General features: G+C 71.4%; 24 protein-coding genes and 1 pseudogene. 9 read left to right on the top strand and 16 right to left on the bottom strand.

What is annotated here, in order from left to right:
• Window positions 1-592: 592 nt before the first annotated feature.
• The 6 genes and pseudogenes from AC6CCG_RS27105 to AC6CCG_RS27130 all read right to left on the bottom strand — a co-directional run.
• Window positions 593-1,261: pseudogene (locus tag AC6CCG_RS27105) on the bottom strand (DJ-1/PfpI family protein); the annotation flags it as partial.
• A gap of 87 nt (window positions 1,262-1,348) precedes the next feature.
• Window positions 1,349-2,893, bottom strand: a complete 1,545-nt coding sequence (locus AC6CCG_RS27110; protein WP_496657882.1) for an FAD-dependent oxidoreductase — start codon at window positions 2,891-2,893, stop codon at window positions 1,349-1,351.
• A gap of 13 nt (window positions 2,894-2,906) precedes the next feature.
• The gene (locus tag AC6CCG_RS27115) at window positions 2,907-4,010 is read right to left on the bottom strand and encodes a GuaB3 family IMP dehydrogenase-related protein (RefSeq protein WP_496657883.1); all 1,104 of its coding nucleotides are present in this window, start codon (window positions 4,008-4,010) and stop codon (window positions 2,907-2,909) included.
• Window positions 4,011-4,041: 31 nt separating this feature from the next.
• Window positions 4,042-5,571, bottom strand: coding sequence for an IMP dehydrogenase (gene guaB, locus AC6CCG_RS27120; RefSeq protein ID WP_496657884.1), 1,530 nt, complete (start codon window positions 5,569-5,571; stop codon window positions 4,042-4,044).
• A 105-nt stretch (window positions 5,572-5,676) separates the two neighbouring features.
• Window positions 5,677-6,135, bottom strand: a complete 459-nt coding sequence (locus AC6CCG_RS27125; RefSeq protein ID WP_496657885.1) for a hypothetical protein — start codon at window positions 6,133-6,135, stop codon at window positions 5,677-5,679.
• Window positions 6,132-6,527 carry an alpha/beta fold hydrolase gene (locus tag AC6CCG_RS27130; RefSeq protein ID WP_496657886.1) on the bottom strand — a complete coding sequence of 132 codons (396 nt, stop codon included), beginning with the start codon at window positions 6,525-6,527 and terminating at the stop codon, window positions 6,132-6,134. The genes AC6CCG_RS27125 and AC6CCG_RS27130 overlap by 4 nt, the downstream gene beginning before the upstream one ends.
• Before the next feature lie 188 nt (window positions 6,528-6,715).
• Between AC6CCG_RS27130 and AC6CCG_RS27135 the strand changes: the two genes are divergently transcribed.
• The 7 genes from AC6CCG_RS27135 (at window position 6,716) to AC6CCG_RS27165 (ending at window position 14,144) form a co-directional block, all read left to right on the top strand.
• Window positions 6,716-7,780 carry a LacI family DNA-binding transcriptional regulator gene (locus AC6CCG_RS27135; protein WP_496657887.1) on the top strand — a complete coding sequence of 355 codons (1,065 nt, stop codon included), beginning with the start codon at window positions 6,716-6,718 and terminating at the stop codon, window positions 7,778-7,780.
• A complete protein-coding gene (gene uxaC / locus AC6CCG_RS27140) occupies window positions 7,777-9,201 on the top strand; it encodes a glucuronate isomerase (protein WP_496657888.1) in 1,425 nt (474 codons plus the stop codon). Before AC6CCG_RS27135 ends, uxaC begins: the two co-directional genes overlap by 4 nt.
• A 222-nt stretch (window positions 9,202-9,423) precedes the next feature.
• Window positions 9,424-10,314 carry a GNAT family N-acetyltransferase gene (locus AC6CCG_RS27145; protein WP_496657889.1) on the top strand — a complete coding sequence of 297 codons (891 nt, stop codon included), beginning with the start codon at window positions 9,424-9,426 and terminating at the stop codon, window positions 10,312-10,314.
• 57 nt (window positions 10,315-10,371) lie between these two features.
• Window positions 10,372-10,713 carry a hypothetical protein gene (locus tag AC6CCG_RS27150; protein WP_496657890.1) on the top strand — a complete coding sequence of 114 codons (342 nt, stop codon included), beginning with the start codon at window positions 10,372-10,374 and terminating at the stop codon, window positions 10,711-10,713.
• Between the two features lie 43 nt (window positions 10,714-10,756).
• On the top strand, window positions 10,757-11,194 hold the full coding sequence (locus AC6CCG_RS27155; protein ID WP_496657891.1) for a nuclear transport factor 2 family protein: 438 nt from the start codon (window positions 10,757-10,759) through the stop codon (window positions 11,192-11,194).
• Window positions 11,195-11,205: 11 nt separating this feature from the next.
• Complete coding sequence (locus AC6CCG_RS27160; RefSeq protein WP_496657892.1) at window positions 11,206-12,648, top strand: AAA family ATPase; 1,443 nt, start codon at window positions 11,206-11,208, stop codon at window positions 12,646-12,648.
• Entirely contained in the window at window positions 12,645-14,144 is a 1,500-nt protein-coding gene (locus AC6CCG_RS27165) for a hypothetical protein (RefSeq protein ID WP_496657893.1), read from the top strand. The genes AC6CCG_RS27160 and AC6CCG_RS27165 overlap by 4 nt, the downstream gene beginning before the upstream one ends.
• A gap of 7 nt (window positions 14,145-14,151) precedes the next feature.
• Here the strand turns inward: AC6CCG_RS27165 and AC6CCG_RS27170 are convergent, their stop codons facing one another.
• Complete coding sequence (locus AC6CCG_RS27170) at window positions 14,152-14,538, bottom strand: MarR family winged helix-turn-helix transcriptional regulator (RefSeq protein WP_496657894.1); 387 nt, start codon at window positions 14,536-14,538, stop codon at window positions 14,152-14,154.
• An 88-nt stretch (window positions 14,539-14,626) separates the two neighbouring features.
• On the opposite strand from AC6CCG_RS27170, the gene AC6CCG_RS27175 reads away from it, so the two are divergent.
• Entirely contained in the window at window positions 14,627-16,093 is a 1,467-nt protein-coding gene (locus tag AC6CCG_RS27175) for an MFS transporter (protein ID WP_496657895.1), read from the top strand.
• Here AC6CCG_RS27175 and AC6CCG_RS27180 read toward each other — a convergent pair.
• A complete protein-coding gene (locus tag AC6CCG_RS27180; RefSeq protein ID WP_496657896.1) occupies window positions 16,090-16,572 on the bottom strand; it encodes an NUDIX hydrolase in 483 nt (160 codons plus the stop codon). The two genes, AC6CCG_RS27175 and AC6CCG_RS27180, sit on opposite strands and share 4 nt — an antisense overlap.
• Before the next feature lie 23 nt (window positions 16,573-16,595).
• On the opposite strand from AC6CCG_RS27180, the gene AC6CCG_RS27185 reads away from it, so the two are divergent.
• Complete coding sequence (locus AC6CCG_RS27185) at window positions 16,596-17,252, top strand: maleylpyruvate isomerase N-terminal domain-containing protein (protein WP_496657897.1); 657 nt, start codon at window positions 16,596-16,598, stop codon at window positions 17,250-17,252.
• An 86-nt stretch (window positions 17,253-17,338) separates the two neighbouring features.
• Here AC6CCG_RS27185 and groL read toward each other — a convergent pair whose 3' ends face one another.
• The 8 genes from groL to AC6CCG_RS27225 form a co-directional block, all read right to left on the bottom strand.
• Complete coding sequence (gene groL, locus AC6CCG_RS27190; protein WP_496657898.1) at window positions 17,339-18,949, bottom strand: chaperonin GroEL; 1,611 nt, start codon at window positions 18,947-18,949, stop codon at window positions 17,339-17,341.
• Between the two features lie 20 nt (window positions 18,950-18,969).
• Entirely contained in the window at window positions 18,970-19,266 is a 297-nt protein-coding gene (groES, locus tag AC6CCG_RS27195; RefSeq protein WP_152362995.1) for a co-chaperone GroES, read from the bottom strand.
• 158 nt (window positions 19,267-19,424) lie between these two features.
• Complete coding sequence (locus AC6CCG_RS27200) at window positions 19,425-19,793, bottom strand: hypothetical protein (protein WP_496657899.1); 369 nt, start codon at window positions 19,791-19,793, stop codon at window positions 19,425-19,427.
• Window positions 19,794-19,867: 74 nt separating this feature from the next.
• Window positions 19,868-20,914: an aldo/keto reductase gene (locus tag AC6CCG_RS27205; RefSeq protein WP_496657900.1), complete on the bottom strand. Its 1,047-nt coding sequence runs from the start codon at window positions 20,912-20,914 to the stop codon at window positions 19,868-19,870.
• A gap of 78 nt (window positions 20,915-20,992) precedes the next feature.
• The gene (locus tag AC6CCG_RS27210; RefSeq protein WP_496657901.1) at window positions 20,993-22,108 is read right to left on the bottom strand and encodes a magnesium and cobalt transport protein CorA; all 1,116 of its coding nucleotides are present in this window, start codon (window positions 22,106-22,108) and stop codon (window positions 20,993-20,995) included.
• 193 nt (window positions 22,109-22,301) lie between these two features.
• Window positions 22,302-22,493 (bottom strand): hypothetical protein, encoded by a 192-nt coding sequence (locus tag AC6CCG_RS27215; protein ID WP_496657902.1) that lies wholly within the window; start codon window positions 22,491-22,493, stop codon window positions 22,302-22,304.
• A 31-nt stretch (window positions 22,494-22,524) separates the two neighbouring features.
• The gene (locus AC6CCG_RS27220) at window positions 22,525-23,607 is read right to left on the bottom strand and encodes a family 43 glycosylhydrolase (RefSeq protein ID WP_496657903.1); all 1,083 of its coding nucleotides are present in this window, start codon (window positions 23,605-23,607) and stop codon (window positions 22,525-22,527) included.
• 193 nt (window positions 23,608-23,800) lie between these two features.
• Entirely contained in the window at window positions 23,801-24,997 is a 1,197-nt protein-coding gene (locus AC6CCG_RS27225; protein ID WP_496657904.1) for a THUMP-like domain-containing protein, read from the bottom strand.
• Between the last annotated feature and the right edge of the window lie 2 nt (window positions 24,998-24,999).

Consider the following 24,999-nt stretch of genomic DNA (forward strand, 5'->3'; position numbering starts at 1 on the left):
ACCACGGGACCGCCGGCCCGTCCAGCTCCAGGTCCGCGGGGGCGTACTCGAAGATCTTCGCCGCCCACCGCGCCGTCGGCACGTCGCTGGTCGCAGCGAGCGTCTCCAGCGCCGGGTCGAAGGCGAACCGGGTGTCGCTGTGCAGGTAGCTGACCGGGACTGCACCGGCCCGGGCCGCCGCGTCGATGTCGGCCGACCGGCCGCCGCCGGGCACCAGGACCAGGCCGGTCGTCCCGACCGCGTCCAGTCCGGCCCGGGGCAGGAAGGTCAGCCCGTGACGCGTCCGTACGGTCTCGGGCCCGATGGCCAGCGTGCGGGCGGAGCGGACCTCGGCGTACGGGCCGAAGGCGGCGGCCAGTTCGAGCTCGCCCACGCCCTCGGTGATCACCACGCCGACGGTGGTCGCCGGGGACCGGTAGCCGAGGTTGATCAGGTGCAGCAGGCGTTCGGGCCAGGTGATCTCCGAGATCGGGATCTCGGCCGGGCCGCCCGGAGAGTAGTAGGGCCAGTGCACCGCCCGGGCCGCGTCGGCGGCGGCCTGTGCCGAGACGAGCCGCTCCACGACGCGCAGGGCACCGTCGACCGAGGAGAGCAGACCGCCCGTGGTGATCACGTCGCCGGTGTCGACGTAGCGCACCCCGCGGCGCCAGCGCACCTCCGGATGGCTGGGGGCGATCTCGTTCAGCCGGTACCAGTGCGAGGTGGCCTCGCGCCCGTCGAGGAGGCCGGCGTCGGCCACCAGCCGGGCGCCGGAACACACGCCGAGCACCAGGCCGCGGGCCGCCGTGCCGCGCAGCCAGTCGACCACGGGCAGGTCGGAGGCCGCGACGTTCGGCAGCTCGGGCACGACGGTCACGTCCGGCGCGCTGCCGCCGAGCCGGCCGGCCAGCTCGGCGAAGCTGAGGTCGGGCATCACGTCCAGCCCGCCCAGCAGGGTGACCGGGCGCCGCTCGGGGGCGACGACATACAGATTGAAGGCGCCGGTCGCGGCCAGCACCTCGTACGGAGCCAGCACGTCGGCTGCGTTGGCGCCGCCGTTGCCGACTACCACCACCGCGGTGGGCCGACCGGCGACGTGGGCCGGCGGGTCGACCGGAGCCGAGCGCGGCGGCTCGGGTGGGGCGTACCGGTAGCGCTCGAAGCCGACCGCGCCCACGCCGAGCACCGCCGCCGGCAGCGCCAGGGCGGCGGCCAGCAGGCCGATCCCGGCGACGACCTTACGGAGCACCGATCCGGTTCGCATGCCTCCAAGCATGATCATCGTGCCGCCGGACGGGAGACGATCGGCGGCCCGTGGCGCGAATCCTGGCCAAGGTGGCCCGAATCGCGGGCCGATCCGGCGCGAGGGTCAGCCGAGGTCGGTCGTCGCGCAGCGCGCCATCAGGTCGGCGATCGCCGTCGTGGCGGTACGGCCGCCGTCGGCCGTCTCGTACGCGATGCCGGTCCGGCGGTGCAGCACGTCGTCGACGGTGATCGCCCCCTCGTGGGTGACGGCGTGGACGACCTCGGCGGCCAGGTAGTCCTCCGCACCGGGCAGCGGCCGGGCCAGCTCCGGGTCGTCCATGATCAACTCGAGCACCGGGTCCAGGGCGGAGCCGTGCCGGCGGAGCAGGTGCTCCACCCGGGCCACGTGCAGGCCGGCTCGGCGGGCCAGCAGATGCCGCTGGTTCCAGCGGGCGAAGTAGCCGTCGGCGCCGAGCAGCGGCACCCGGTCAGTGATCGGCTTCGGCACCAGGCCGCCGATCAGCCCGGCGGCGGCGTCCACCGCGCGCGCCGCCAGGTCCCGGTAGCCGGCCGCCTCGGCCGTCACCGCGGTGACCAGACCGGGCGCGGTGCCGACCCAGCGATCACGATCATGACCGGCCGCGTCGGTGATCACCGGATGACTCCCGGCATAGCCGGCCTCGACGTCGGCGGCACCGAGCGGCCGGGCCAGTTGCGGATTGACCGCATCCAGGATCAGCCGCCGGTCATGATCATCGAACGGCCGGATCGGGCCGTCGCCGACCGGGGAGCGGGTCGGCCCGACGATCCAGTGCCGGCCCCAGGGCACCAGCGAGATGCCATGATCGTCGAGCAGGATCCCGGTGGAGGCACGGATCCGGTCCCGCGGCAGCACCAGGTAGGCGCGCCGCTGCCGTTCGATCCGGGGCAGTGAGATCCGGTCGCCCACCAGCATCGGCGTGTGTGCCCCGGCGGCGACGACGGTGGTCGCCGCGGTGATCGAGAACTCCTCGCCGGACAGGGCGTCCCGGGCCCGGACGCCGGTCACCGTCCCGTCGCTGGTGATCAACTCCAACGCCGGGCAGTGGTGGGCCAGCGTGGTGCCGTACAGCTCGGCGGTGCGGACCAGCGCCAGCACGAACCGGGCGTCGTCGCACTCGGCCTCGAAGTACTGCACACCACCGGTGATCAACTCGGGCCGCAGCGCCGGCGCGATCCGGCGCACCGCCCGCCGCGGCAGCTGCCGGTGCGCGGGCAGCAGCCCGGCCCGGCCGGTCCGCGGCACCGGCGCGTCCTGGGCGATCAGCTCGGCGGCGATCGCGACCCGGTCCCAGGGTGAGGCGACCGGCTGCAGCATCGGCACCCGGCGGACCAGGTGCGGGGCCAGCCGGTCCAGCAGCCGGGTCCGTTCCCGCCGCAGCACGGGAATCGCGCGCAGATCCTCGGTCCGGGTCCGCGGGCGGCCCGCCATGATCTTGCCGGTCCGTCCGGACGCGCCGCCGGCCCAGTCGGCCGCCTCGATCAGCGCCACCCGAAGCCCGCGGGTGGTCGCGTCGAGCGCGATCCCGGCGCCGAGCACGCCGCCGCCCACGACGACGAGGTCGTACCGCGTTTTGGGCAGTTCGACCAGCGCCGCAGCCCGCTGGTCGACGTTCAGCCGTCCGTCCATCGAGGAGACAGCGTCAGCCGAGGACCACTTCGACCCGCTGGAACTCCTTGAGGTCGGTGTAGCCGGTGGTGGCCATGGCCCGGCGCAGCGCGCCGACCAGGTTCATCGTGCCGTCCGGCACCGTGGACGGGCCGCGCAGGATCTGCTCGAGGGTGCCGACGGTGTCGAACTTCGCCCGCTCGCCGCGCGGCAGTTCCGCGTGCCAGGCCTCGGCGCCCCAGTGGTAGCCCCGGCCCGGCGCCTCCTCCGCCTTGGCCAGCGGCGAACCGACCATCACCGCGTCGGCACCGCAGGCGATCGCCTTCGCGATGTCGCCGGACCGGCCGACCGAACCGTCCGCGATCACGTGCACGTAGCGACCACCGGACTCGTCCAGGTAGTCCCGCCGGGCCGCCGCGACGTCCGAGGTCGCCGACGCCATCGGTACGGCGACGCCGAGCACCGACCGGGTGGTGTACGCCGCGCCGCCGCCGAAGCCGACCAGCACGCCCGCGGCGCCGGTCCGCATCAGGTGCAGCGCGGCCTGGTAGGTGGCGCAGCCGCCGACGATCACCGGCACGTCCAGCTCGTAGATGAACTGCTTCAGGTTGAGCGGCTGCCGCGAACTGGACACGTGCTCGGCGGACACCGTGGTGCCGCGGATGACGAAGTAGTCGACGCCGGACTCGACGACAGCCTTGGCGTATTCGGCGGTGTTCTGCGGCGACAGCGCGCCGGCCGCCGGGACTCCGGCCTCCTTGATCTCGGCCACCCGCTTCAAGATCAACTCGTGGTTGATCTCGGCCGAGTAGATCTGCTGCATCCGGCGGGTCGCCTCGATCGGGTCGGTGATCGCCGCGATCTCCTCGAGCAGCGGCTCCGGGTCCTCGTACCGGGTCCAGAGGCCTTCCAGGTTGAGCACCCCGAGCCCGCCGAGCCGGCCGACCGCGATCGCCGTCGCGGGCGACATGATCGAATCCATCGGCGCCGCGATCAGCGGGTGGTCGAACGTGTTGGCGTCGATCCGCCAGGACAGCGAGACCTCTTCCTCACCACGGGTCCGGCGGGACGGGACGATGGCGATGTCGTCGAACGCGTACGCCTGTTCGGCGCGCTTGCTCCGACCGATGTCGATCATGGAACTCCTCGGGTCTGGACGGCCGCAGCGGCTATTTGCCGGAGTAGTTCGGCGCCTCGACGGTCATCTGGATGTCGTGCGGGTGCGACTCGCGCAACCCGGCCGACGTGATCCGGACGAACGTGCCGCGCTCCTGCAACTCGGGCACCGTCTGCGCGCCGACGTACCACATCGACTGCCGCAGTCCGCCGACCAGCTGGTACGCCACCGCGGCCAGCGGGCCCCGGTACGGCACCTGACCCTCGATGCCCTCGGCGATCAGATGATCATCGGAATCGGCATCGGTCTGGAAGTAGCGGTCCCGCGAGTACGACGGCGTCCGGCGGCCCCGGCTGGCCATCGCGCCGAGCGACCCCATTCCGCGATACGCCTTGTACTGCTTGCCGTTGACGAAGATCAACTCGCCCGGGCTCTCGTCGCAGCCGGCCAGCAGCGAGCCGAGCATCACCGTGTCGGCCCCGGCGACCAGCGCCTTGGCGATGTCGCCCGAGTACTGCAGCCCGCCGTCGCCGATCACCGGCACCCCGGCCGGCTTGCAGGCCCGGGAGGCGTTGTAGATCGCGCTGACCTGCGGCACGCCGACGCCGGAGACCACCCGGGTGGTGCAGATCGAGCCGGGCCCGACGCCGACCTTGACGCCGTCCGCGCCGGCCTCGACCAGCGCCTTGGCACCCTCGTACGAGGCGACGTTGCCGCCGACGATGTCGACGCCCGCCGCGGCCCGCTCCGCCTTCAGCCGGCGCACCATGTCGATCACGCCGTGCGAGTGCCCGTGGGCGGTGTCGACGATGAGCAGGTCGACGCCCTCCTCGATCAGCGCCATGGCCCGCTTCCAGGCGTCGCCGTAGAAGCCGACCGCCGCGGCCACCCGGAGCCGGCCCTGGTCGTCCTTGGACGCGTTCGGGAACTGGTCGGACTTGACGAAGTCCTTCAGCGTGATCAGGCCGCGCAGCCGGCCCTGGTCGTCGACCAGCGGCAGCTTCTCGATCTTGTTCTGGGCGAGCAGCTTCATCGCCTCGTCGCCCTTGATCCCGACATGGCCGGTGACCAGCGGCATCTTGGTCATCACCTCGCCGACCAGCCGGGTCGGGTCGGTCTCGAACCGCATGTCCCGGTTCGTGACGATGCCGAGCAGCTTCAGGTCGGCGTCCACGACCGGGACGCCGGAGATGTGGTAGCGGCCGCACATCGCGTCGGCCTCGCCGATCGTCGCGTCCGGCGAGATGGTGATCGGCTCGTCGACCATGCCGGCCTCGGAGCGTTTCACCACGTCCACCTGGTGCGCCTGCTCCTCGATGGAGAGGTTGCGGTGGATGACGCCGAGGCCGCCCTGCCGGGCGATCGCCACCGCCATCCGCGACTCGGTGACGGTGTCCATCGGCGAGGACAGCAGCGGCACCTTGATCGAGATCCGGCGGGAGACCCGCGAGGTCGTATCGGCCTCGGACGGGTTCACGTCACTGAGGCCGGGCTGCAGCAGCACATCGTCGAAGGTCAGGCCGAGCGTGTTGAACGGATTCGGAACGCCGGCCGCCGTCAGATCACCGGGAGGCTGGGACACGAGACACCTTTCGCGCGCAGTAAGGACCTCATGCTAGTGCCCTGCGCCCGCCGACCCCAATCGCGGTCGACGGGTCCCCCGCCGCCGTTCGGCGACCACTCCGGATCAGTGGTCCAGCACCTCGTGCAGCCGCCGGCCGAACGCCTCCGGCTGGCCGGTCCAGCCGCCGTCCCCACCGATGAAACCGCCGTGGTGGCTGGGGAACACCACGGCCTCCTGGCCGAGCCGGCGAGCGGTCGCGATCGCGGCCCGGCCGGTCAGCACCTCGGCCGACTCCTCGCCCACGGCGATCAGCACCCACGTCGGTACGGCGGCAAGGGCCTCCGCGTCCGGCCGGTAGGTCCCGATCGCGAGCGCCGCGTCGGACAGCAGCGGGTCGTCGCGCCGCTCGTCGTCCTCGGCCGGCATCCCGAACGCCGCCGGGTCGGGCAGCGGCCGGGCGAAGAAATCCTCGGTGAACTCGCCGGTCCAGGAGGTGACCGCCATGAAGGCGGCCATCCCGGCGCCGAAGCCCTTCGCCTGGTACGCGTCGCGGAACAGCCGGCCGGCTCGCTCGGCGTTCACCGCGTCGGGGAGTTCGAGATAGAGGGAGGCCCATGGGCGACCAGGGTCGCCACGTCGTCCGGGTACGCGGTCACCAAGGCCAGTGCCGTCACCGCTCCCCCGCTGCTGGCGAACAGGTCGACCGGCCCACCGACGGCCTCGATCACCGCGTGCACGTCGCGGGCCTGGACCTCCGGGTGCTGGTCGACCCGGCCGTCCTTGCGCACGCTCCGCCCGATCCCGCGCGGGTCGTAGGTGATCACGGTCCGGTCGGTGAACTCGGCGGCGAGGGCGGTGAAGCCGCCGGCGTCCATGGGCTGGCCGATCATCAGCAGCGGGCGGTGTTCGGAGTCGGCGGGGCGCACGTCGTAGACGAGGTCGACCTCGGGGGTCGCCAGGGTGTGGGTCTGCATGAGGAAGCCGACTCGTGCCGCGGCCGGAACTCAGCGGCACCGACTGTGGCAAGTCATGGCAATCGTTTGTCACCGGTTGCCGAGTGTGCTTTTCTGCCTGTGCAAGCACAGGTGCGCAGCGAGCGCCGGCGGGGATCTGAAGGGACCGTTCCTTCACCGAGATCGAGGGATCGAGGAGGATCGAGGCGTTGTCAGAAGCAGGCGGGGCCGACCGGCCGGCCACGATCGGCGATGTGGCCGCCGCGGCGGGTGTCGCCGCGTCCACGGTCTCCCGGGCGTTGAACAACCCGGGCCGGGTCAACGCGCGCACCCGGGAACGGATCGAGAAGATCGCCGCGGACCTCAACTACGTGCCGAGCACCCAGGCCCGCGCACTGTCCTCGGGCCGGACCCGGACCGTCGCGCTGCTCGTCCCCGACATCACCAACCCGTTCTACTTCGACCTGATCCGGGGCACCCAGCACCAGTTGAAGGCGGCCGGCTACACCCAGCTGCTGGTGGACACCGAGGAGTCGGCCGAGGTCGAGGCGGAGGCGCTGGACCGGCTGCGGACGGCGACCGACGGGGTCATCCTGACCGCCTCCCGGCTGACCGACGAGCAGATCATCGCCACCCACCGGACCCGGCCGATGGTCACGATCAACCGCAACGCCGGTACGGTGCCGACGGTCGTCATCGACACCCCGACCGCGTTGCGCCAGGCGCTGGATCACCTGCTGGCGTTGGGACACCGGCGGCTGGCCTACCTCGGCGGGCCGGTCAACTCCTTCTCCAACGGCCTGCGCTGGAAGACCCTGTCCGAGGAACTGTCGGCCCGGCCGGGGCTGGAGATCGTCCGGCTCGGGCCGTTCGCGCCGACCATGACGTCGGGCGGCCCGGCCGTCGAGGCCGTACTCAACGCGGAGGCGACCGGCTGCATCGTCTTCAACGACCTGATCGCGATCGGGATGCTGGAACGCTGCCGGGCCCGCGGCATCGACGTGCCCGGCCAGTTGAGCATCGTCGGCTGCGACGACATCTTCGGTGCCTCGTTCTGCCATCCGCCGTTGACCACCTGTACGGCACCGATCGAACGGGTCGGCCAGGTGGCGACCACGATGCTGCTGTCCCAGATCAATCCGGGCCTGGTCGGCCGGGCCCAGTCGCGGCGCAGCCTGACCCTGGTGCCGACCCACCTGACCATCCGGTCCTCCTCCGGACCCGCCCCCGTGCCTGCTGTTGCCGAGAGTTCGAGAGACAAGGACCGCGTGTGACCGAGACCGCCACCCCGACGCTGCAACTGGACCCGGATCGGCTGTTCCCGGCCGATCCCACGATCCGGGCCCTGGCCCGGGAGCTGTACGAACCCGTGGCCGACGCGCCGATCTACTCCCCGCACGGGCACGTCGACCCGGCCCTGCTGCTGGACAACGCACCGTTCGGCGACCCGGCCGAGTTGTTGATCACTCCTGATCACTACGTGCTGCGGCTGCTGCACGCCACCGGGGTCAGCCTTGGTGATCTTGGTCGGGGCAGCACCGACGGCACGGCTCCGGACGGCCGGGAGATCTGGCGGCTGCTCTGCAAGAACTGGTACGTCTTCGCCGGCACCCCGGTCCGGTACTGGCTGGAGTCGCAGCTGGCGGAGATCCTCGGCGTCACCGTGCGACCGAGCGAGGAGTCCGCGGATCGCTTGTACGACGAGCTTTCCGAGCTGCTGCAGAGCGACGCGTTCCGGCCCCGGACGCTGTTCGACCGGTTCAGGATCAAGGTCCTGGCGACCACCGACGACCCGGCCGATGATCTTGCCGCGCACCGGGCGCTGGCCGCCGACCCGACGTTCACCGGCCGGGTACTGCCGACCTTCCGCGCCGACGGCTACCTGGACCCGAGCGTCGTCGGCTGGCCGGACCGGCTGGCCCGGCTGGCCGAGGCCGCGGGATCGGCCACGGACTCGTACCGGGGACTGATCGACGCCCTGCGGGCCCGCCGCCGCTACTTCATCGAGCACGGCGCCACGGCCACCGACAACGGCCCGTTCGACGCCTGGGGCACGCCGCTGCCCGACGCCGAGGCGGAGCGGATCCACGCCGCCGGCCTGGCCGGCACGGCGACCCTCGAGGACGGCGCAGCGTACCGGCGCAACCTGCTCTACCAACTGGCCGCGATGTCGGCCGACGACGGCCTGGTGATGCAGCTGCATCCCGGCGTGCACCGCAGCCACCACGCCCCGTCGCTGGCCAGCTACGGGACCGACGCCGGCCATGATCTTCCGGCGGTCGGCGGCTACACCGAACCGCTGCGCCGGATCCTGAACGACTTCGGCACCGACCCGAACTTCCGGTTGGTGCTGTTCACGGTCGACGAGACCACGTTCTCCCGCGAGATCGCCCCGCTGGCCGGCTTCTACCCGAGCGTCTACGCCGGCGCCCCCTGGTGGTTCCTGGACACCCCGGCCGCGATCGGCCGCTACCGGGCCGCGGTCACCGACAGCGCCGGCTTCTACAAGACCTCCGGCTTCATCGACGACACCCGCGCCTTCCTGTCCATCCCGGCCCGGCACGACATGTCCCGGCGCACCGACGCCGCATACCTGGCCGAGCTGGTCGCCACCCATCAACTGGACCTGGCCGAGGCCCACACCATCGCCCGCGACCTGGTCACCACCATCCCCCAGTCCGTCTTCCGCCTCTGACCAATCCGCCGACCGGTCACCAAGCAGGCGTTTCGGCGGCGTGTCGCTGCGGAACTGACCGGTCGGGCGTGGGTTGGGGCGACCCGCACCACGTGGGATTGTCGACTTTCCCACGCAGAATCCGACCAGAACGGCCGGGTTGTCGACTTTCCCACGCGCCTGCCTGTGAGGCCGCGAAATCCACTGGGCCGGCCGGCCGGCGTGAGATTAGGGTCGGCGGCTATGGACGTCCAGTTCTACGAGGACCCGGCCGAGTTCCTCGCCGTGGCCGGGCCGGTGCTCGCCGCGGACCCGGTGGTCGGCAGCGTCGTCGCCACACACACCGGGCGGGTGGTCCGGCAGCGGGCGGCCGGCGAGCCGAAACCGACCGATCGGCCCTTCTGGTGGGCCACGGTCACCGACGGCGCGGACGTGGTCGGGGTCGCCATGCGGACGATGCCGCACCCGCCGCACCCGATGTTCGTCCTGCCCATGCCGGACCAGGCGGCCCGGCTGCTCGCCACCACGCTGCTGGACCGCGGCGAACATCCGGGCGGCTGCAACGGCGCCCTGCCCGCGGCCCGGATCGTCGCCGACGAGACCGTACGGCGCCTGGGCGGGACCGTCGAGGTGGCGATGCACTCCCGGCTGTTCGAGTGCCGCGAGGTGGTCCGGCCGAGTGCGCGGGCCGGGACCCTGCGCCCGGCCGAGGCGGCCGACGACGACCTGGTCGTGGACTGGTGCGACGCCTTCGGCCGGGACGCCGCCGAGCAGGGCGGCCGGGAGCCCGAACTCGGTCACGCCCCGGACCGCGAGGTGGTCCGCCAACAGGTCCTGGCCGGCCGCGAGTTCTGGCTGTTCATCGACGCCGACGGCGAACCCGCGCACCTGACCGGGATCAACCCGCCGGCCTTCGGGGTGAGCCGGATCGGACCGGTCTACACCCCGAAGCAGCACCGCGGCCGCGGCATCGCCTCGTACGTGGTCGCCGAGCTGACCGCGCGCGGCCTCGCCGCCGGCACCCGGATGTGCCTGTTCACCGACCAGGCCAACCCGACCTCGAACAAGATCTACGAGGCGATCGGCTACCGCGCCGTCGTCGACATGGCCAACCTGGCGATCCGACCCGGGTGAGCCCGGTCGGGCGCTGGCCCACGGCAGGGCTCACCGTCTCCTGCTAGCCTCCCGGCGATGAGCGGAGCGCGCGGGAACCGGGCCGGCCTGATCGCCCTGGCGGCGGTCCTGATCGGAGTCCTGTTGTTGATCATCCCGCCGAACTACTCCTCCGAGGTGAACCGGATGGACCTCTCCTGCGGAGTGCCGCTGTTCTTCGACGAGGACGTGGTGACCCGGGAGGCGCGGGAGCACCGGGTCGGCACCGACACCGCCCGGCTGATCGGCGCGGAGTGCCACGAACGCGTCACCGGCCGGATCGCCGGCGCCGTCCTGGCCGGACTGGCCGGCGTCGGGACGCTCGGCGTCGCCAACCTCGTCCAGGGGCGCCGCCGGACCGACGACCTGGGGCAGCCTTGACGCCGGTGCGCCCTGCAGTGATCAGCGAACCGACGGAGGTGCCATGACGGAGATCGAAGATCAACTGGCGATCATGACGGTGATCGCCCGGCACGGGCATCTCGTCGACGACGGGGAGTTGGAACGGCTCGGCGAGATCCTGGCCGAGGACGTGAGTTACGACGTCTCCGATCTCGGCGGCGGCGTGCTGACCGGGCTCCCGGCGATCATCGAGGCCTCGCTCGCCCTCGGCGCGGCGAACCCGCTCGCGCACCTCGTCACCAACACCGTGATCGACTCGATCGACGGGGACCGTGCGGCGGCCCGGTCCAAGGGCCTCGGGGTGAACACCGACGGCTCGCTGGGCACGGTCACCTACCTGGACGACCTGCGGCGGATCGACGGCCGCTGGCTGATCACGCGCCGCACGGTCGTGGCCCGGCGGGCCCCGCTCGGCGGCCGTACGGCCTCGGCCGTCGCCCCGGACGCCTCCGACGGGTAACCTGCACCGCCATGGAGATGTCCGGGGGATTCGACGAGTACGGCATGCCTGGCGGCCCCGAGGTCCCACCGGGCCGGACGACGCTCGGAGCGTTGCGGGGTGCCGGCTATCGGTACCACAGCGTCAGGACCGAGATCCGGCACAACCTGGTCGCGAAGCTCAGCATGGGCCGGCCCACCGTCCCCGACCTGATCGGCTTCGAGACGACCGTGCTCCCGGAACTGGAGCGGTCCCTGTTCGCCCTGCACGACGTGATCGTGATCGGCGACCGGGGCCAGGGAAAGTCGACCCTGCTGCGCGGGCTGCGGGAGTTGCTGGACGTGTGGGCGCCGGTGATCGAGGGCAGCGTGCTGCACGAGCACCCGATGAACCCGCAGAGCCGCTGGGCCAAGGACCTGCTCGCCGAGCACGGCGACGACACCCCGGTGGACTGGGTCCACCGCGACGCCCGGCTCGCCGAGGTGCGGGCCACCGCCGCGACGACGGTGAGCGACCTGCTCGGTGATCATGATCCGGCGGCCGGGCAGGGCCTGCTGGCCGCGATGAACCGCGGTGTGATCATCATCGATGATCTTGGTGCGCTGCCGCCGCGGGTGCAGTCCGCCCTGGCCGGCGCGCTGGCCGACCGCGAGCTCGCCGTGGCTGCCGATGCCAGCCGACTGCCGCTCGATGTGCTGATCATGGCGAGCATGGACCGGGTCGACTACGAGGAGGACGGCCGGCTGATCCCTCCGTTGCGGGACCGGTTCGCCGGCGTGGTGACGACCCACTATCCGCCGACGCTCGACGACGAGGTCGAGGTGCTGCGCCGGCAGTCGGTGATCGGGCCGCTCGACTCCAATCTCTTCATTCCGCGGATCCCCGACTACCTGGTGGAGATCGTGGCCCGGTTCGCCCGGGCGGTCCGCGGCACCACGACCTTCGACCCGGAGCAGGCAGGCAGCGTCCGGTTCGGTATCGCCGCCCTGGAACTGCTCGGCGGCTCGGCGGCCCGGCGCGCCTCGCTGTGCCAGGAGGACGCCATCGCCCGGCCCTCGGACCTGGCCACGCTGCTGACCGGCGCAAGCCTGCGGCTGCACGTCCCGGACGGCGATCTCGAGCAGGAACGGTTCCTGCTGGACGACCTGCTGGACGACGCGATCGCGCAGACCTGCCGGGCCCGGCTCACCGAGGCGGATCTGACGATCATCGGGACACGGATCGATGCCGGCGTGAGCGTCGACTCCGGCCCGGACACCGGGTCGCGAGAGCTGCTCGATCAACTCGGCACGGTGCCCCGGTTCTCCCAGCTGCTGCAGCAGCTCGGCGTCAACGACGGCGCCGAGACGCCGGGCCTCGCCGCCGGCGCCGTCGAGTTCGCCCTGGAGGGGCTCGCGGCGCGGCATCAGCTGGTCCGGCGGCGCACCGGGACCATGATCAACTATCGCGCGGCCAGCCAGGCCGGCACGCCGTGACCTCCCGGCCGGCGGTCGATCTGGTCGCCGAGCTGGTGCTGGACGGCCGGTCCGTCGAGCAGGCCGTCAGCACCATGATCAGGTACGGCCATCCGGCCGGGCTCACCGGTCTGGACGCGCTGCGGCCGCATGTCGCCGCGCGGCGCGCCGTGGTCGACGACGTGCTGGCCGTCGAGCCTGTCCTCGCCGAGATCGAGCCGGTGGTCGACGACGCGGTACGGGTCGAGCTGCGGACCCTGTTCGCCGATCCGGACGACCTGGCCCGGCTCGAGGAGGCCGAGCTGCGCCAGCTCCCCGGCTCGGCCGCGGCGACGTACCAGCTGCTGTCGAGCCGGCGCTGGCACTCGGCCGCCGCCGAGGCGATCTTCGCCGACGCCGCCGCCACGGTGCACCGGTCCGTCCAGGCCGTCCTGGTCGATCGCGCGGTACGCCGCCTCAGTGCCGTGACCGGCACCGAGGCCGAGCCGATGATCATGGCCCTGGAGTACTTCGGTGCGCTGGCCGGCCAGGGCGACCGCGGTCCCGGCACCGACCAGGACCGGGCCCGGCTGCAGCCGCTGGCCGGCCGGACCGATCCGGCCGTCTTCGAGCTGGACGAGCTGGCCGACGAGTTCGCCTGGCGCTGGTCCGCCCAGCACCGGCTCCTCGCCGTCCTCGACGAACCCGGCCGGCGCCGGCTCGCCGCCGCCTGGTCGGCGCTGACCGCGCGGCGGCCGGCCTGGCTCGCCGCGGTCACCGCGTTCCACCGGCGGCTGACGGTGCTGCGGAACGGCCTCGATCCGGACCGTCCCGACGATCGGGTGGCGCTCTACCTGTTCGCCGACGTGCTCGATCCGGTCGCGGAATCCGCTGATCTCGACCTGCTGGACCGAGCGCTGGGCCAGGACTATCCGGGGGCGAGCCTGGACGACGTCGACCCGGAAGCGGTGCTCCGGCTGCTCGGCGACGCGGCCCGGCGCCGGCTGGCCGACCTGAACGCGTTCGCCCGGCGGGTACCGGCCAACGACGACACGGCCGCTCGGGTGCGGCGGCGGTTACCGGCCGCGGCCCTCCGCCGTGCCCTGACTCCGTCGCTGCGCCGGCGGCTCGGCCTGCTCGCCGAATCCGTACCGGAGGATCGGGCGGCGGTCGTCCTGGTGACGGACTCGGGCAGCGCCTCGCGGGCCGCGGAACTCGCGATCCGGGAGCTGGTCCGCCGGCACCGGCCCGGGGACAGCGTCGCGGTGATCATGGACGCCACCGGGTTCCCTCAGCGGATCGCCCGTGCCGTGGCGCGTACCGCGGCCGACCGGGCCGCGGTCCTCGTCCTGGGCGGTGATCATGGGGCAGACGCCGTGGACCCTGCCGCGGTGCGAGCGCTCCGTCGTCGCGGTGATCAACGGGGGTGGGCGATCGGCCTCGCCCCGGGCTCCGGCGCCACGGCCGGCGAGCGGGTCACGACCACGGCCCGGCAGGCCGTCGAGTTCATGATCGACTTCTGGGCCGGGCGGGACTGACCGGCGTTCAGCCCAGATGCTCGGCGAGCAGGTTACGATGTGACACGACCGCCTTGGTGTGGAGCTTCTTTCCCGCCACCGTCAGCCCGACCAGCAGCGCTCGCCGGTCGTCATCGCAGGTCATCCGATCCACCAGCCCGGCCTTGTAGAGCCGATCGACGACGCGGGACAACGCACTCTGGGTCATCGACGTGAGGTGGCTGAGATCCTTCATCCGGCACGGCTGGTCCGGATCCTGCGCCTCCCAGACCAGGTCGAGCACCTCGAACTCGCTCAGCCCGATGCCGTACTCGGCGGTCAGCGCGCGGTCGATCGCCATCGATGTCCGCAGATAGGTGCCCTGCAACTCGCGCCAACGCTCAACCAGACCTGTGTCGGCCACAGCACCGTTCATGAACCCCATTCCTACCACGCAACAGAACAACATGCAACCTCATAAGATGCTTGCGCATTGGATGCGTACGCATATATCTTCTCGATTCGTGACTTCATCTGCTTCCGCCGCGGCGATCGCCGCGGAACCCGTCCGGTGGCCCCGCAGCCGCTGGATCCTGCTCCTGACGGTCAGCGTCGTGCTGGCCCTGGACGGACTGGACGTCTCGATGGTCGGCGTGGCCCTCCCCTCGATCGGCCACGAACTCGGACTCGACACGGCGGCCCTGCAGTGGATCGTCTCGGGCTACGTGCTCGGGTACGGCAGCCTGCTGCTGCTCGGCGGCCGGCTCGCCGATCTGCTCGGCCGGCGCCGGATCTTCCTGATCGCCCTCACCGTGTTCGCGCTGGCGTCGCTGATCGGTGGCCTGGTCTCCGATCCGCTGCTGGTGATCGGGATGCGCTTCGTCAAGGGCGTCGCCGCAGCGTTCACCGCGCCGACCGGCTTCTCGATCATCACCACCAACTTCGCCGAGGGCCCGGCCCGCAACAAGGCGATCTCGATCTTCTCCACCTTCGGCGCCTCCGGCTATTCACTCGGCCTGATCGTCGGCGGTCTGATGACGACCGTGAGCTGGCGCTGGACCTTCCTGTTCTCGGTGCCGTTCGCCCTGGTCGCCGTGATCATGGGCGCGATCTTCGTACCCAAGGATCGACCGGAACCGGGCGGCGGCCATGATCTTGCCGGGGCGATCACTCTGCCCGCCGGCATGTTGATCTTGGTCTACACCCTGGTCTCGGCACCGGAGGTCGGCTGGCTCGCGCCGCGCACGATCGGCGGCTTCGCCTTGGCTGCGGTGATCCTGGCCGCGTTCGGCGTGATCGAGACCAGGGTCCGGCACCCGTTGATCAGGTTCGGCATCCTGCGTCAGGGCTGGGTCGCCCGGGCCAATCTGAGCATCGTGGCCCTGTTCGGCTCGTACCTGAGCTTCCAGTTCATCGTCACCCTCTACCTGCAGTCGGTGCTCGGCTGGCAGCCGCTGTCGATGGCCCTGGCCCTGTTGCCGGCCGGCCTGCTGGTGGCGTTCACGGCGCCCTTCGCGGACCGGTTCATCGACCGGATCGGCAGCCGCAAGCTGATCATGGTCGGACTGGGCGCCCTGGCTCTGGGCTACGTCCTGTTCCTGCGCGTCGGGACCAGCCCGAACTACCTGGTCGACATTCTGCCGTCGGTGATCCTGCTCGGGATCGGCTTCGCGCTCGGCTTCCCGTCGATCAGCGTGCAGGCGACCTCGGGGATCAGGGACTCCGAGCAGGGACTGGCCGCCGGGCTGCTGCAGACCAGCACCCAGGTCGGCGCGGCGCTGGTGCTGGCCGTGACGACGGCGCTGGTGGTCGGCGGCGGCCACGGTGCCCCGGCACCGTCGGCCCAGGAGATGCTGGCCCAGTTCCGGCCAGGCCTGTTCCTGTCCCTCGCAGTGGCGGCGGCCGGCCTGGTGATCGCCCTGCTGCCGCGGCGCGGGGCTCCGGTGGTCGACCCGGAGCCCGAGCCGACGCCGGAACTCGAGCGGGTCTAGCCCGAGACGAGGACGGGCTCGGCCGGAGCCCCGCCGCTCAGCAGGTCGCTGAGCAGGTCGGGCAGCCCGGCCGGGCGGAGACAGTCGGTGGTGGACCGGAGCTGCGGCACGGTCCACCACCGCTGCCCGTCGATCGCGGCCCGCTCCAGCGCCTCGAACCTCGACGTGTCGAGCTCGAAGGCGGGCGTCCGGAGCAGGAAGTAGCGCTGGAAGTTCCGGTACGGGATGCCCTCCCGGACCGACGCCCAGGGGCGGCCGCGCCACACCTCCCGCCCGAGGTCGGCGGGGTCGACCGCCAGCCCGGTCTCCTCCCACAGCTCGCGGGCCGCCGCCTCCGGGTACGTCTCCCCGTCGACCAGCCCGCCGCCCGGCGCGAACCAGCGCGTCGCGCCGTCGTCGGTCACGGAGAAGAGCAGGATCCGCTCGGCCGGGTCCACCAGCAGGACCCTGGCGCTGCGCCGCACCCGCTCCTCGATCACGGCAGCAGCCTAGTGTTGTGGCGGTGGACCTCTTCTCACTCTCGTGGACGGCCCTGCGGGGTGCGGTCGCCGAGCTCTCCGGCGAGGACTTCACCCGGCCGTCCGGTTGCACCGGCTGGCTGGTCCGGGACCTCGTCTGCCACTTGATCATCGACGCCCAGGACGTGCTGATCACGCTCGTCACACCCGCGGACGAGGAGCCGACCCGCGACGCGATCACCTACTGGGAGGTCGGCGACACCCCGCCGACCGGCACCGACCCGCTGGACGCGCTGACGGTCCGGCTGGCCGCCGCCTATCAGGACCCGGCTCTGCTGACGTACCACCTCGACGACGTCGGCTCGGCGGCCGGCCGCGCGGCCGAACTGGCCGATCCCGCCCTCCGGGTCCGCACCCAGGACCAGGTGCTCACCGCCGGCGACTACCTCTCCGCGTACGTCCTGGAATGGACCCTGCACCACCTCGACCTGGTCGCCCACCTGCCCGGCGCCGGCGGGCCGCCTCCCGCAGCGCTGGCCAGGACCCGGCTGATGCTGGAGCAGCTCGCCGGAGCCGCGTTTCCGGTGAGCCTGTCCGACACCGACGCCCTGCTGATCGGCACCGGGCGACGGGAGCCGACCGACGCCGAAGCGACAGCCCTGGGCGGATGGGAGGCCCGGCTCCCGCTGATCCTGGGGTAGACCGGCGAAAGGGCCCCGAGCACCTCCCGGACGTAATCGTCGGGGAGGGCCCGGGGCCCTTCCTTGATGTGCGTTCTGACCGAAGGTCAGTGGGAATGCCCGGCAGCGGCCGGCGCGTCCTCTTCCTCCGGCTTGTCCACCACCAGGGTCTCGGTGGTGAGCAGCAGCGAGGCGATCGACGCGGCGTTGGCCAGCGCGGACCGGGTCACCTTGACCGGGTCGATCACGCCGGCGCCCACCAGGTCGCCGTACTCGCCGGTCGCGGCGTTGTAGCCCTGCCCGACGGGCAGCTCGGCGACCTTGTACGCGATGACGTAGCCCTGCTCGCCACCGTTCTCGGCGATCCAGCGCAGCGGCTCGACCAGCGACTTCTTGACGATCGAGACACCGACCTTCTCGTCGCCGGACAGGTCCAGCCCGCCTTCGAGCGCCTGCGCCGCGTGGACGAGGGCGGAGCCGCCACCGGCGACGATGCCCTCCTCGATCGCGGCCCGGGTCGCGGACACGGCGTCCTCGATCCGGTGCTTCTTCTCCTTGAGCTCGACCTCGGTGGCAGCGCCGACCTTGATCACGCAGACGCCGCCGGCCAGCTTGGCCACCCGCTCCTGCAGCTTCTCCCGGTCCCAGTCGGAATCGGTGCGCTCGATCTCGGCCTGCAGCTGCTTCACCCGGGCCTGGACCTCGTCGCTGGAGCCGGCGCCGTCGACGATCGTGGTGTTGTCCTTGCTGATCACCACGCGACGGGCCCGGCCCAGCACCTCGAGCCCGACCTGGTCGAGCTTGAGGCCGACGTCCGGGGTGACGACCTGACCGCCGGTCAGGGTCGCGATGTCCTCGAGCATGGCCTTGCGCCGGTCGCCGAAGGCCGGAGCCTTGACGGCGGCCGAGTTGAAGGTGCCCTTGATCTTGTTCACGACCAGGGTGGACAGCGCCTCGCCCTCGACGTCCTCGGCCACGATGAACAGGGTGCCGGAGGCGCCGATGACCTTCTCCAGAAGGGGAAGGAGCTCGTTCATCGAGCTGATCTTGCCGGAGTGGATCAGGATGTACGGATCGTCGAGAACCGCCTCCATCCGCTCCGCGTCGGTGACGAAGTACTGCGACAGGTAGCCCTTGTCGAACTGCATGCCCTCGGTGAACTCGAGCTCGGTGCCCATGGTCTGCGACTCGTCGACGGTGATCACACCGTCCTTGCCGACCTTGTCGAAGGCCTCCGCGATCAGCTCGCCGATCTGCGGGTCACGGGCCGAGATGGTCGCGACGGAGGCCATGTCCTGGGTGGTCTGCACCTCACGGGAGTTCTCCCGGAGCCGCTCCTCCACCGCAGTCACCGCGGCGTCGATCCCACGCTTCAGCCCGACCGGGCTGGCGCCCGACGCGACGGCCTTGAGACCTTCGTGCACCAGCGCCTGCGCCAACACGGTGGCCGTGGTGGTGCCGTCACCGGCGACGTCGTTGGTCTTGGTCGCCACTTCCTTGGCCAGCTGAGCGCCGAGGTTCTCGTACGGATCCTCGAGCTCCACGTCGCGAGCAACGGTGACGCCGTCGTTCGTGATCGTCGGCGCGCCCCACTTCTTGTCCAGGACGACGTAGCGCCCCTTGGGGCCGAGGGTGACCTTCACGGTGTTGGCGAGGATGTCGACACCGCGCTCCAGGGAGCGACGGGCCTCCTCGTCAAATTGAAGGATCTTTGGCATAGCTGAGTCCCCTTACCGGATCACTTGGTGACGACGGCGAGGATGTCCCGCGCGTTGAGCAGCAGCAGGTCCTTGCCGTCGTACTTGACCTCGGTGCCGCCGTACTTGCTGAAGATCACGACGTCGCCCTCGGCGACGTCCAGCGGAACCCGGTTGCCGTTGTCGTCGATCCGGCCCGGTCCGGTGGACAGGACCTTGCCTTCCTGCGGCTTCTCCTTGGCGGTGTCCGGAATGACCAGCCCGGACGCCGTGGTCTGCTCGGCCTCGAGCGGCTCGATGAGGATGCGGTCCTCGAGCGGCTTGATCGTGACTGCCACGTTCAAACCCCTTTCACAGGTGAAATGTATGTGCATGGGATAGCTCAGCCGAGCCGTCGTCGCGGTGCCGCCCCGGTTGAGTTGGCACACTCGGTTGGAGAGTGCCAATCCGACATTAGCACTCACCCTGGACGAGTGCCAACGACCGAACGGAACGTTCAGCGCTTCGGTGTTCCGCCGACCCGGGACAGGGCTTCCTGGGCGACCCAGTGCCGTGATCCCTCCGGCGAGGTGATCAGGCAGACCAGCTCGCCGTCGACCACCTTGACGGCCCGGACGACGGTCACGTGGTTGGTCCGGAGCCGCCGGCCGTCCTCGAGCGCGATGGGCGCCGCCGGCCGTACCGCCTGGCCGACCTTGAGCGGCCGGGGCGGCAGGAAGAGCATGATCAACAACAGGATCGGGCCGAGCAGCACGCCGAGGATCGTGAAGATCAGGTCGTGATAGCCCTTCCGGCGGGCCTCCCACGCCGCGGCGACGCCGGCCGCGACGTACAGCACCACCAACAGCACATTCAGCGGCGACACGCTCCACCTCCGGCGCAGAGCCTAGCCGGGCCGCCGCGCTGCCGGGCGAACGGTCCAGCTGTCGCAGCCCCGGGTCAGGGAGTGTCCAGCTCGGCCAGGTGTTCGTCACCGAGCTTCAGGTCGACCGCACCGAGTGCCTCGTCCAGCTGGGCCACCGAGCTGGCGCTGAACACCGGGATCATCGCTGCTCGCCGGGCCGGCAGGTCGGCCGCGGCGTGCTGGCTGCTGCCGGGCACGTAGTGCAGTGTGCTCCGGACCCCGGCCAGGTGCCAGGCCAGCACGACCTGGTTCGCGGTCGCGCCGAGTTCGTGGCCGATCCGGTGCGCCAGCCGCAGCCGGCGTTCGCTGCCCGGATGGTTGTACGGGTCCCAGAACGGCATCCAGGGCCGGACCAGCTGACCGCCCTGCTGCGGCGAGTAGCTCATGATCGTCAGGTCCGGCTGGTCCGCGGCGTAGTCCACCGCCTCCGGCGTGACCCGGGTGGCCTCGTCCGCGCCCGGCGCCGGCCAGTAGAGCGAGTGCTGCTGCTGCCAGGCGCCGAACTCGGCCCGGCCGGCGACCCGGCTGTGCTGGCGGCCGACGGCCAGCCGCCAGGTCGCCGTGTTGGACAGGCCGGGGATCGCGACCAGGCCCTCGTCCACCAGGGCGGAGAAGGTGTCGGCGATCTCCGTGATGTCGCGGTCCCGATCGTCGACGTGGCCGAGGTAGACCCCGACCCGGTCCAGGCCCAGACGCTGCAGGCTCCCGGTCAACTGGGTCCGGACCACCTCCGGGCCCAGGCCCTCGTAGTTGGTCGGCGGTTCGATGGACAGCGGCCGACCCGGGTCGCGCTTGCCGGCGCCGCACTTGGTGGACACGACCACCTCGTCGGCCACCTTCCGGCTGGCGATCCAGCCGCCGAGCAGCCGTTCGCTGTCGCCGGACCGGGTGCCGAGGGTCGCCTCGGTCCAGCCGCCGTAGTTGTTCGAGGTGTCGAAGAACCGGCCGCCCTGTTCGTAGAACCGGTCCAGGATCGCGTACGAGGTCCGTTCGTCCTCCCGTACGCCGAGGAACATCACGCCCAGGCAGAGGGCGCTCACTTCGAGTCTGGTGTCTGCGCTGTGCAGGAATCGCGTCTTCACACGAGCGAATCTAGAAGCGAAACGGCCTGCCCACCCGATCCAATCCCCGCCACCGATCCCAGACCAATCTGCTGAGCGTCAGAGCCAGCGGCGGCGCTTGAAGACCAGGTAGAGGACGATCGCGGTGGCGAGCGTGGCGAGGATCGCGACCGGGAAGCCGAAGATCCAGTCGGAGCCCGGCAGATAGTCGAAGTTCATCCCGTAGATCGTCCCGACGAGCGTCGGCGCGAACAGGATCGCGGCCCAGGCGGAGATCTTCTTGACCTCCTCGTTCTGCGCCAGGCTGGACTCGGTCAGGTGCTGCATCTCGGCGTTCTGCCGTTGCCCGACCAGCGTCGCGTGCACGGTCAGCGCGTTCTGCAGCAGGGCGCGGTAGGCGTCCGCACGCTCGACGATCCTGATCACGTGATCTTGGACGTCGCGCAGGTTGCGCTGCAGTTCGACGTCGACGCGGTACTTCTCGAAGCCGCGCTCCAGAGCGTTCAGGATCGAGAGCAGCGGCCGGGTGGCGCGCTGGAACTCCATCACCTCGCGGGAGAGTTCGTAGATCCGTCGGGACACGGTCTCGTCGCCGGTGTTGAAAAGTTGATCTTCGATCTCGTCGATGTCGTTCTCCAGGCCGGCCACGACGGGCTCGTACTCGTCGACCACCTGGTCCAAGATCGCGTAGAGGATCGCCTCGGGGCCCCGGCAGAGCAGCTCCGGGTTCTCCTCCAGCCGACGCCGTACGTGGGCCAGGTTCGGCGACTCGGCGTGGCGCACGGTGACCACGAACTCGGGGCCGATGAACACGTGCAGTTCGCCGAACTCGACCCGCTCCACGTCGTCCAGGTAGCGGGCCGGCCGCAGCACGGCGAACAGCGTGTGACCGTAGCGTTCCAGCTTCGGCCGCTGATGCGCGGTGATCGCGTCCTCCACGGCGAGATCGTGCAGGCCGAACTCGTTGGCCACCGAATGGATCTCGTCCTCGGTCGGGCGGTACAGGCCGATCCAGGCCAGGCCGCGGCGCTCCCGGAGGAGTTCGTACGTCTCGTCGAGGCTGGCCGGGCTGCTGGTCCGGACGCCGTTCACGTAGATCGCGTTGTCGACGACACCGCCACGGCGTTCGGTCGTCGGTTCGAGGTCGTCGGGCATCAGTGCGCCGTCATGATGGGTGAGGGTCTTGGAAACCCGGAAAAGCCGAAGAATGGACATCGGGAACTCCCGCTGCGTCGGCAGACCCGAACGTCCAGCATCGCGGCGAGTTGATCAATCGCCCGTGCTGGTGGCCGGATCCGAGGCGGTCTGAGGACGGAGCTGGGTACTTTGACCAGGACTCATGGTCCTCACCTCCTTCGCCTCGGGGCACGCACGCGCCGATCCATTACGCGGCCAGGGTATCCCCAGGTCAACGCGACAACAAGCCGAACCGGTGATCACACCCCGACACGCTGCCCGCCCGGTCCCGCAGCCGGCGCGCTCCGCCTGGCTGGACGGGCCGATCCCGGCGCGCTCCGCGGCGCTCAACCGCGGGCCGGTGGCCGGTCCGGCCGCCCGAGTTCGTGATCATGGTGTCGACCAGTTCGATCTTGCGCAGCATGATCGACATCCCGGAACGGCCGGCCCGATGATCACGCGGGGTCGAGGAACCGCTTGACCTCCGGGGTCGCGCCGTCCGCGCCCCAGCCGAGCGTGGCCGCATAGATCACGCGCCGCTTGTCGGCCGGCAGCGGGAACACGTCCGCACAGGCCGTGGTGGAGAGCGCCGGGCAGACCCAGCCGTGCAGCACCAGGCGCCATTCGCCGGGCGTCCCGGTCGGCGTCGGGTCAGCTCCGCCCGGACCGCAGACCCCGGTCTTCTTCGTCGTCAGCAGGCTCCGCTCCGGGCCGGAGGTGAACCCGCCGGTCGGGGAGTTCGAGCGCCACCAGACGGTCGCGTAGTCGCAGCTGAGGTAGTTGTACTTCGATGCGAACAGGACGAACTTGCCACCCCGCTGCACCATCGCCGGGTTCTCGATCTGGCCCTGGTACCGCTGCAACTCGACGCTCGGCGCGATCGCCGTGGTCCAGCCGGCGTCCACCTCGACGATCCGCAGCGTGGTCAGCGGATTCGGCCGCTGTGTCTTGTACAGCACGAATCTGCGGCCGTCCTCGGTCAGGATCGGCGACGCGTCGATCAGCCCGTCGCCGGGATTGGGCGTCGGCGGCTGATCACTGGCGTTGATCAACTCGCCGTTGTCGTGCCGGCGGGCACCGGCCGGGCAACTGACCGGCCGGTCGGTCGGCTGGTACGGCCCCGCGGGCCCGGTCTCGGAGACGGCGACGCCGATGCAGCGCTGGTTCGCGGCCAGCCCGTCGACCCGGGCCGAGTAGTAGAGCACGTACCGATCGCCGCCGACATGGACCGCGTCCGGCGCCCAGATCGGCGCATCCAGCGCCCAGCCGCCGGTCCCGGTCAGCGCCGGGCCCATGGCCTGCCACGGGCCGGCGGGCGTCGGCGCCTTCAGGTACGGAGCACCGGCGCCCGTCGTGAAGGCGTAGTAGGCGCCGTCGGCGAAGATCACCCCCGGATCGGCGGCGACCGTGCCGGCGAACACCGGTTCGGGCGGCTCCGGCGTACCCGCGGAGGCCGGCACCACCGACCCGAGCAGCAGCCCGGCCACGGTCAGCAACCCGGCCAGCCAAGCACGCTTCCACGATCGACGTCGATCCATGATCATCTCCCTACCCCTGGGTTCTGCCACGTGGCAGAGACGATAGCGGGCGGCGCCGCCGACCACCAGCCCTCCGTCGCCTCCACGGACATCACGGCCCACCGGCTTCACCTCACCCGCAGCAGCGACCTCGCCCTCCGCCGTCGCGCGATCTCACCCTCTCCGCAGCCGACGGGCGGGCGTTGGAGCGCGGTCAGACGCGACGGACGTGCAGGGCGCGGGCGCCGGAGGGGGTTCGGGTGATCAACAGCGTGGCCGAGGCGGGGCCGCGGGGCTTCAGGCGGACCCGGAGCAGGGCCGGGTCCAGGCTGATCCCGCGCTGCTTGATCTCCAGCGTGCCGATGCCGTTGTCGCGGACCCAGGCCCGGAGCACCTTCTCGCTGTACGGCAGTTCCTTGATCACTTCGAAGGCCGCGGCAGTGGGCGTGTCGATCAGTTCGTCCGAGGTCAGGTAGGCGACCTGCGGATCGAGCAGGGAGGCGCCGAGCATCATGCCGACGGTACCGATCGCGCGGGACCTGATCACGGCTCCGATCGGTTCGTAGACGTACCGGAGCGGTCCGGACACGGGCAGTTGGACCGGCTCGCGGACGATCCTGGTCTCGGGCATGATCAACGCCGACCAGCGGCCGGGCGCGGTGCCCGGCCCATTCCACAGGCCGAGCTCGACCGCCTCGCCGCCCGAGCTGAGCCATTCGGCCTCGACCGAGTCGTCGATCCGGTCGTGCGGCAGGCCGGGGCCGAGCTTGATCCCGGTCGCGCCGGGGCGCCGCAGCAGTTCCGCGGCGAAGTCCCACGGCGGGCTGAAGTCGTCCGGGTTCCAGACCCGGCGGCCGGCGTTGCGGCGGGCCGGATCGAGGAAGACGCCGTCCTCCGGACCGGGCCGGACCGCGCCCTCGGTGACGTCGGCGATGATCACCTCGGCGGTCAGGTCCTCGGCGTCGGCCACCCGGCGGGCAAGATCAAGATTGTGCCGGGCCAGGATCGCCGTCGCCGGGTCCCGTTCCACCGCAACGACCGAGATCCCGGCCAGCAGGAAGGCGATCGCGTCGGCTCCGATGCCGCAGCCCAGATCGAACACGCGTAGGGTTCCGGCCGCGGTGAACCGGTCGGCGTGGTGGCCGGAGACGTCGACCCGGGACGCCTGCTGCAGCCCGTCCGGCGACAGCAGCAGCCCACCGGGCAGCAGATCCAGCAGTTCGCCGAGCTTCGGCCGAGCGGCCCGCCACAGCGACGCCTGGGTCAGCGCGGCGGCGGCCAGGTCGGGCCGGAACGCCCGGCGCAGGGCGGTTGCGGCCGCCAGACTGTCCGGGTCGTCCTGCTCCATCGCCAGTTCGATCGCGGCCGCGCCCTCGATGGTGGTCAGCGCCGTCGCCGTCGCCGCGTCCATGA

Source organism: Microlunatus sp. YIM B11417, assembly GCF_059617205.1.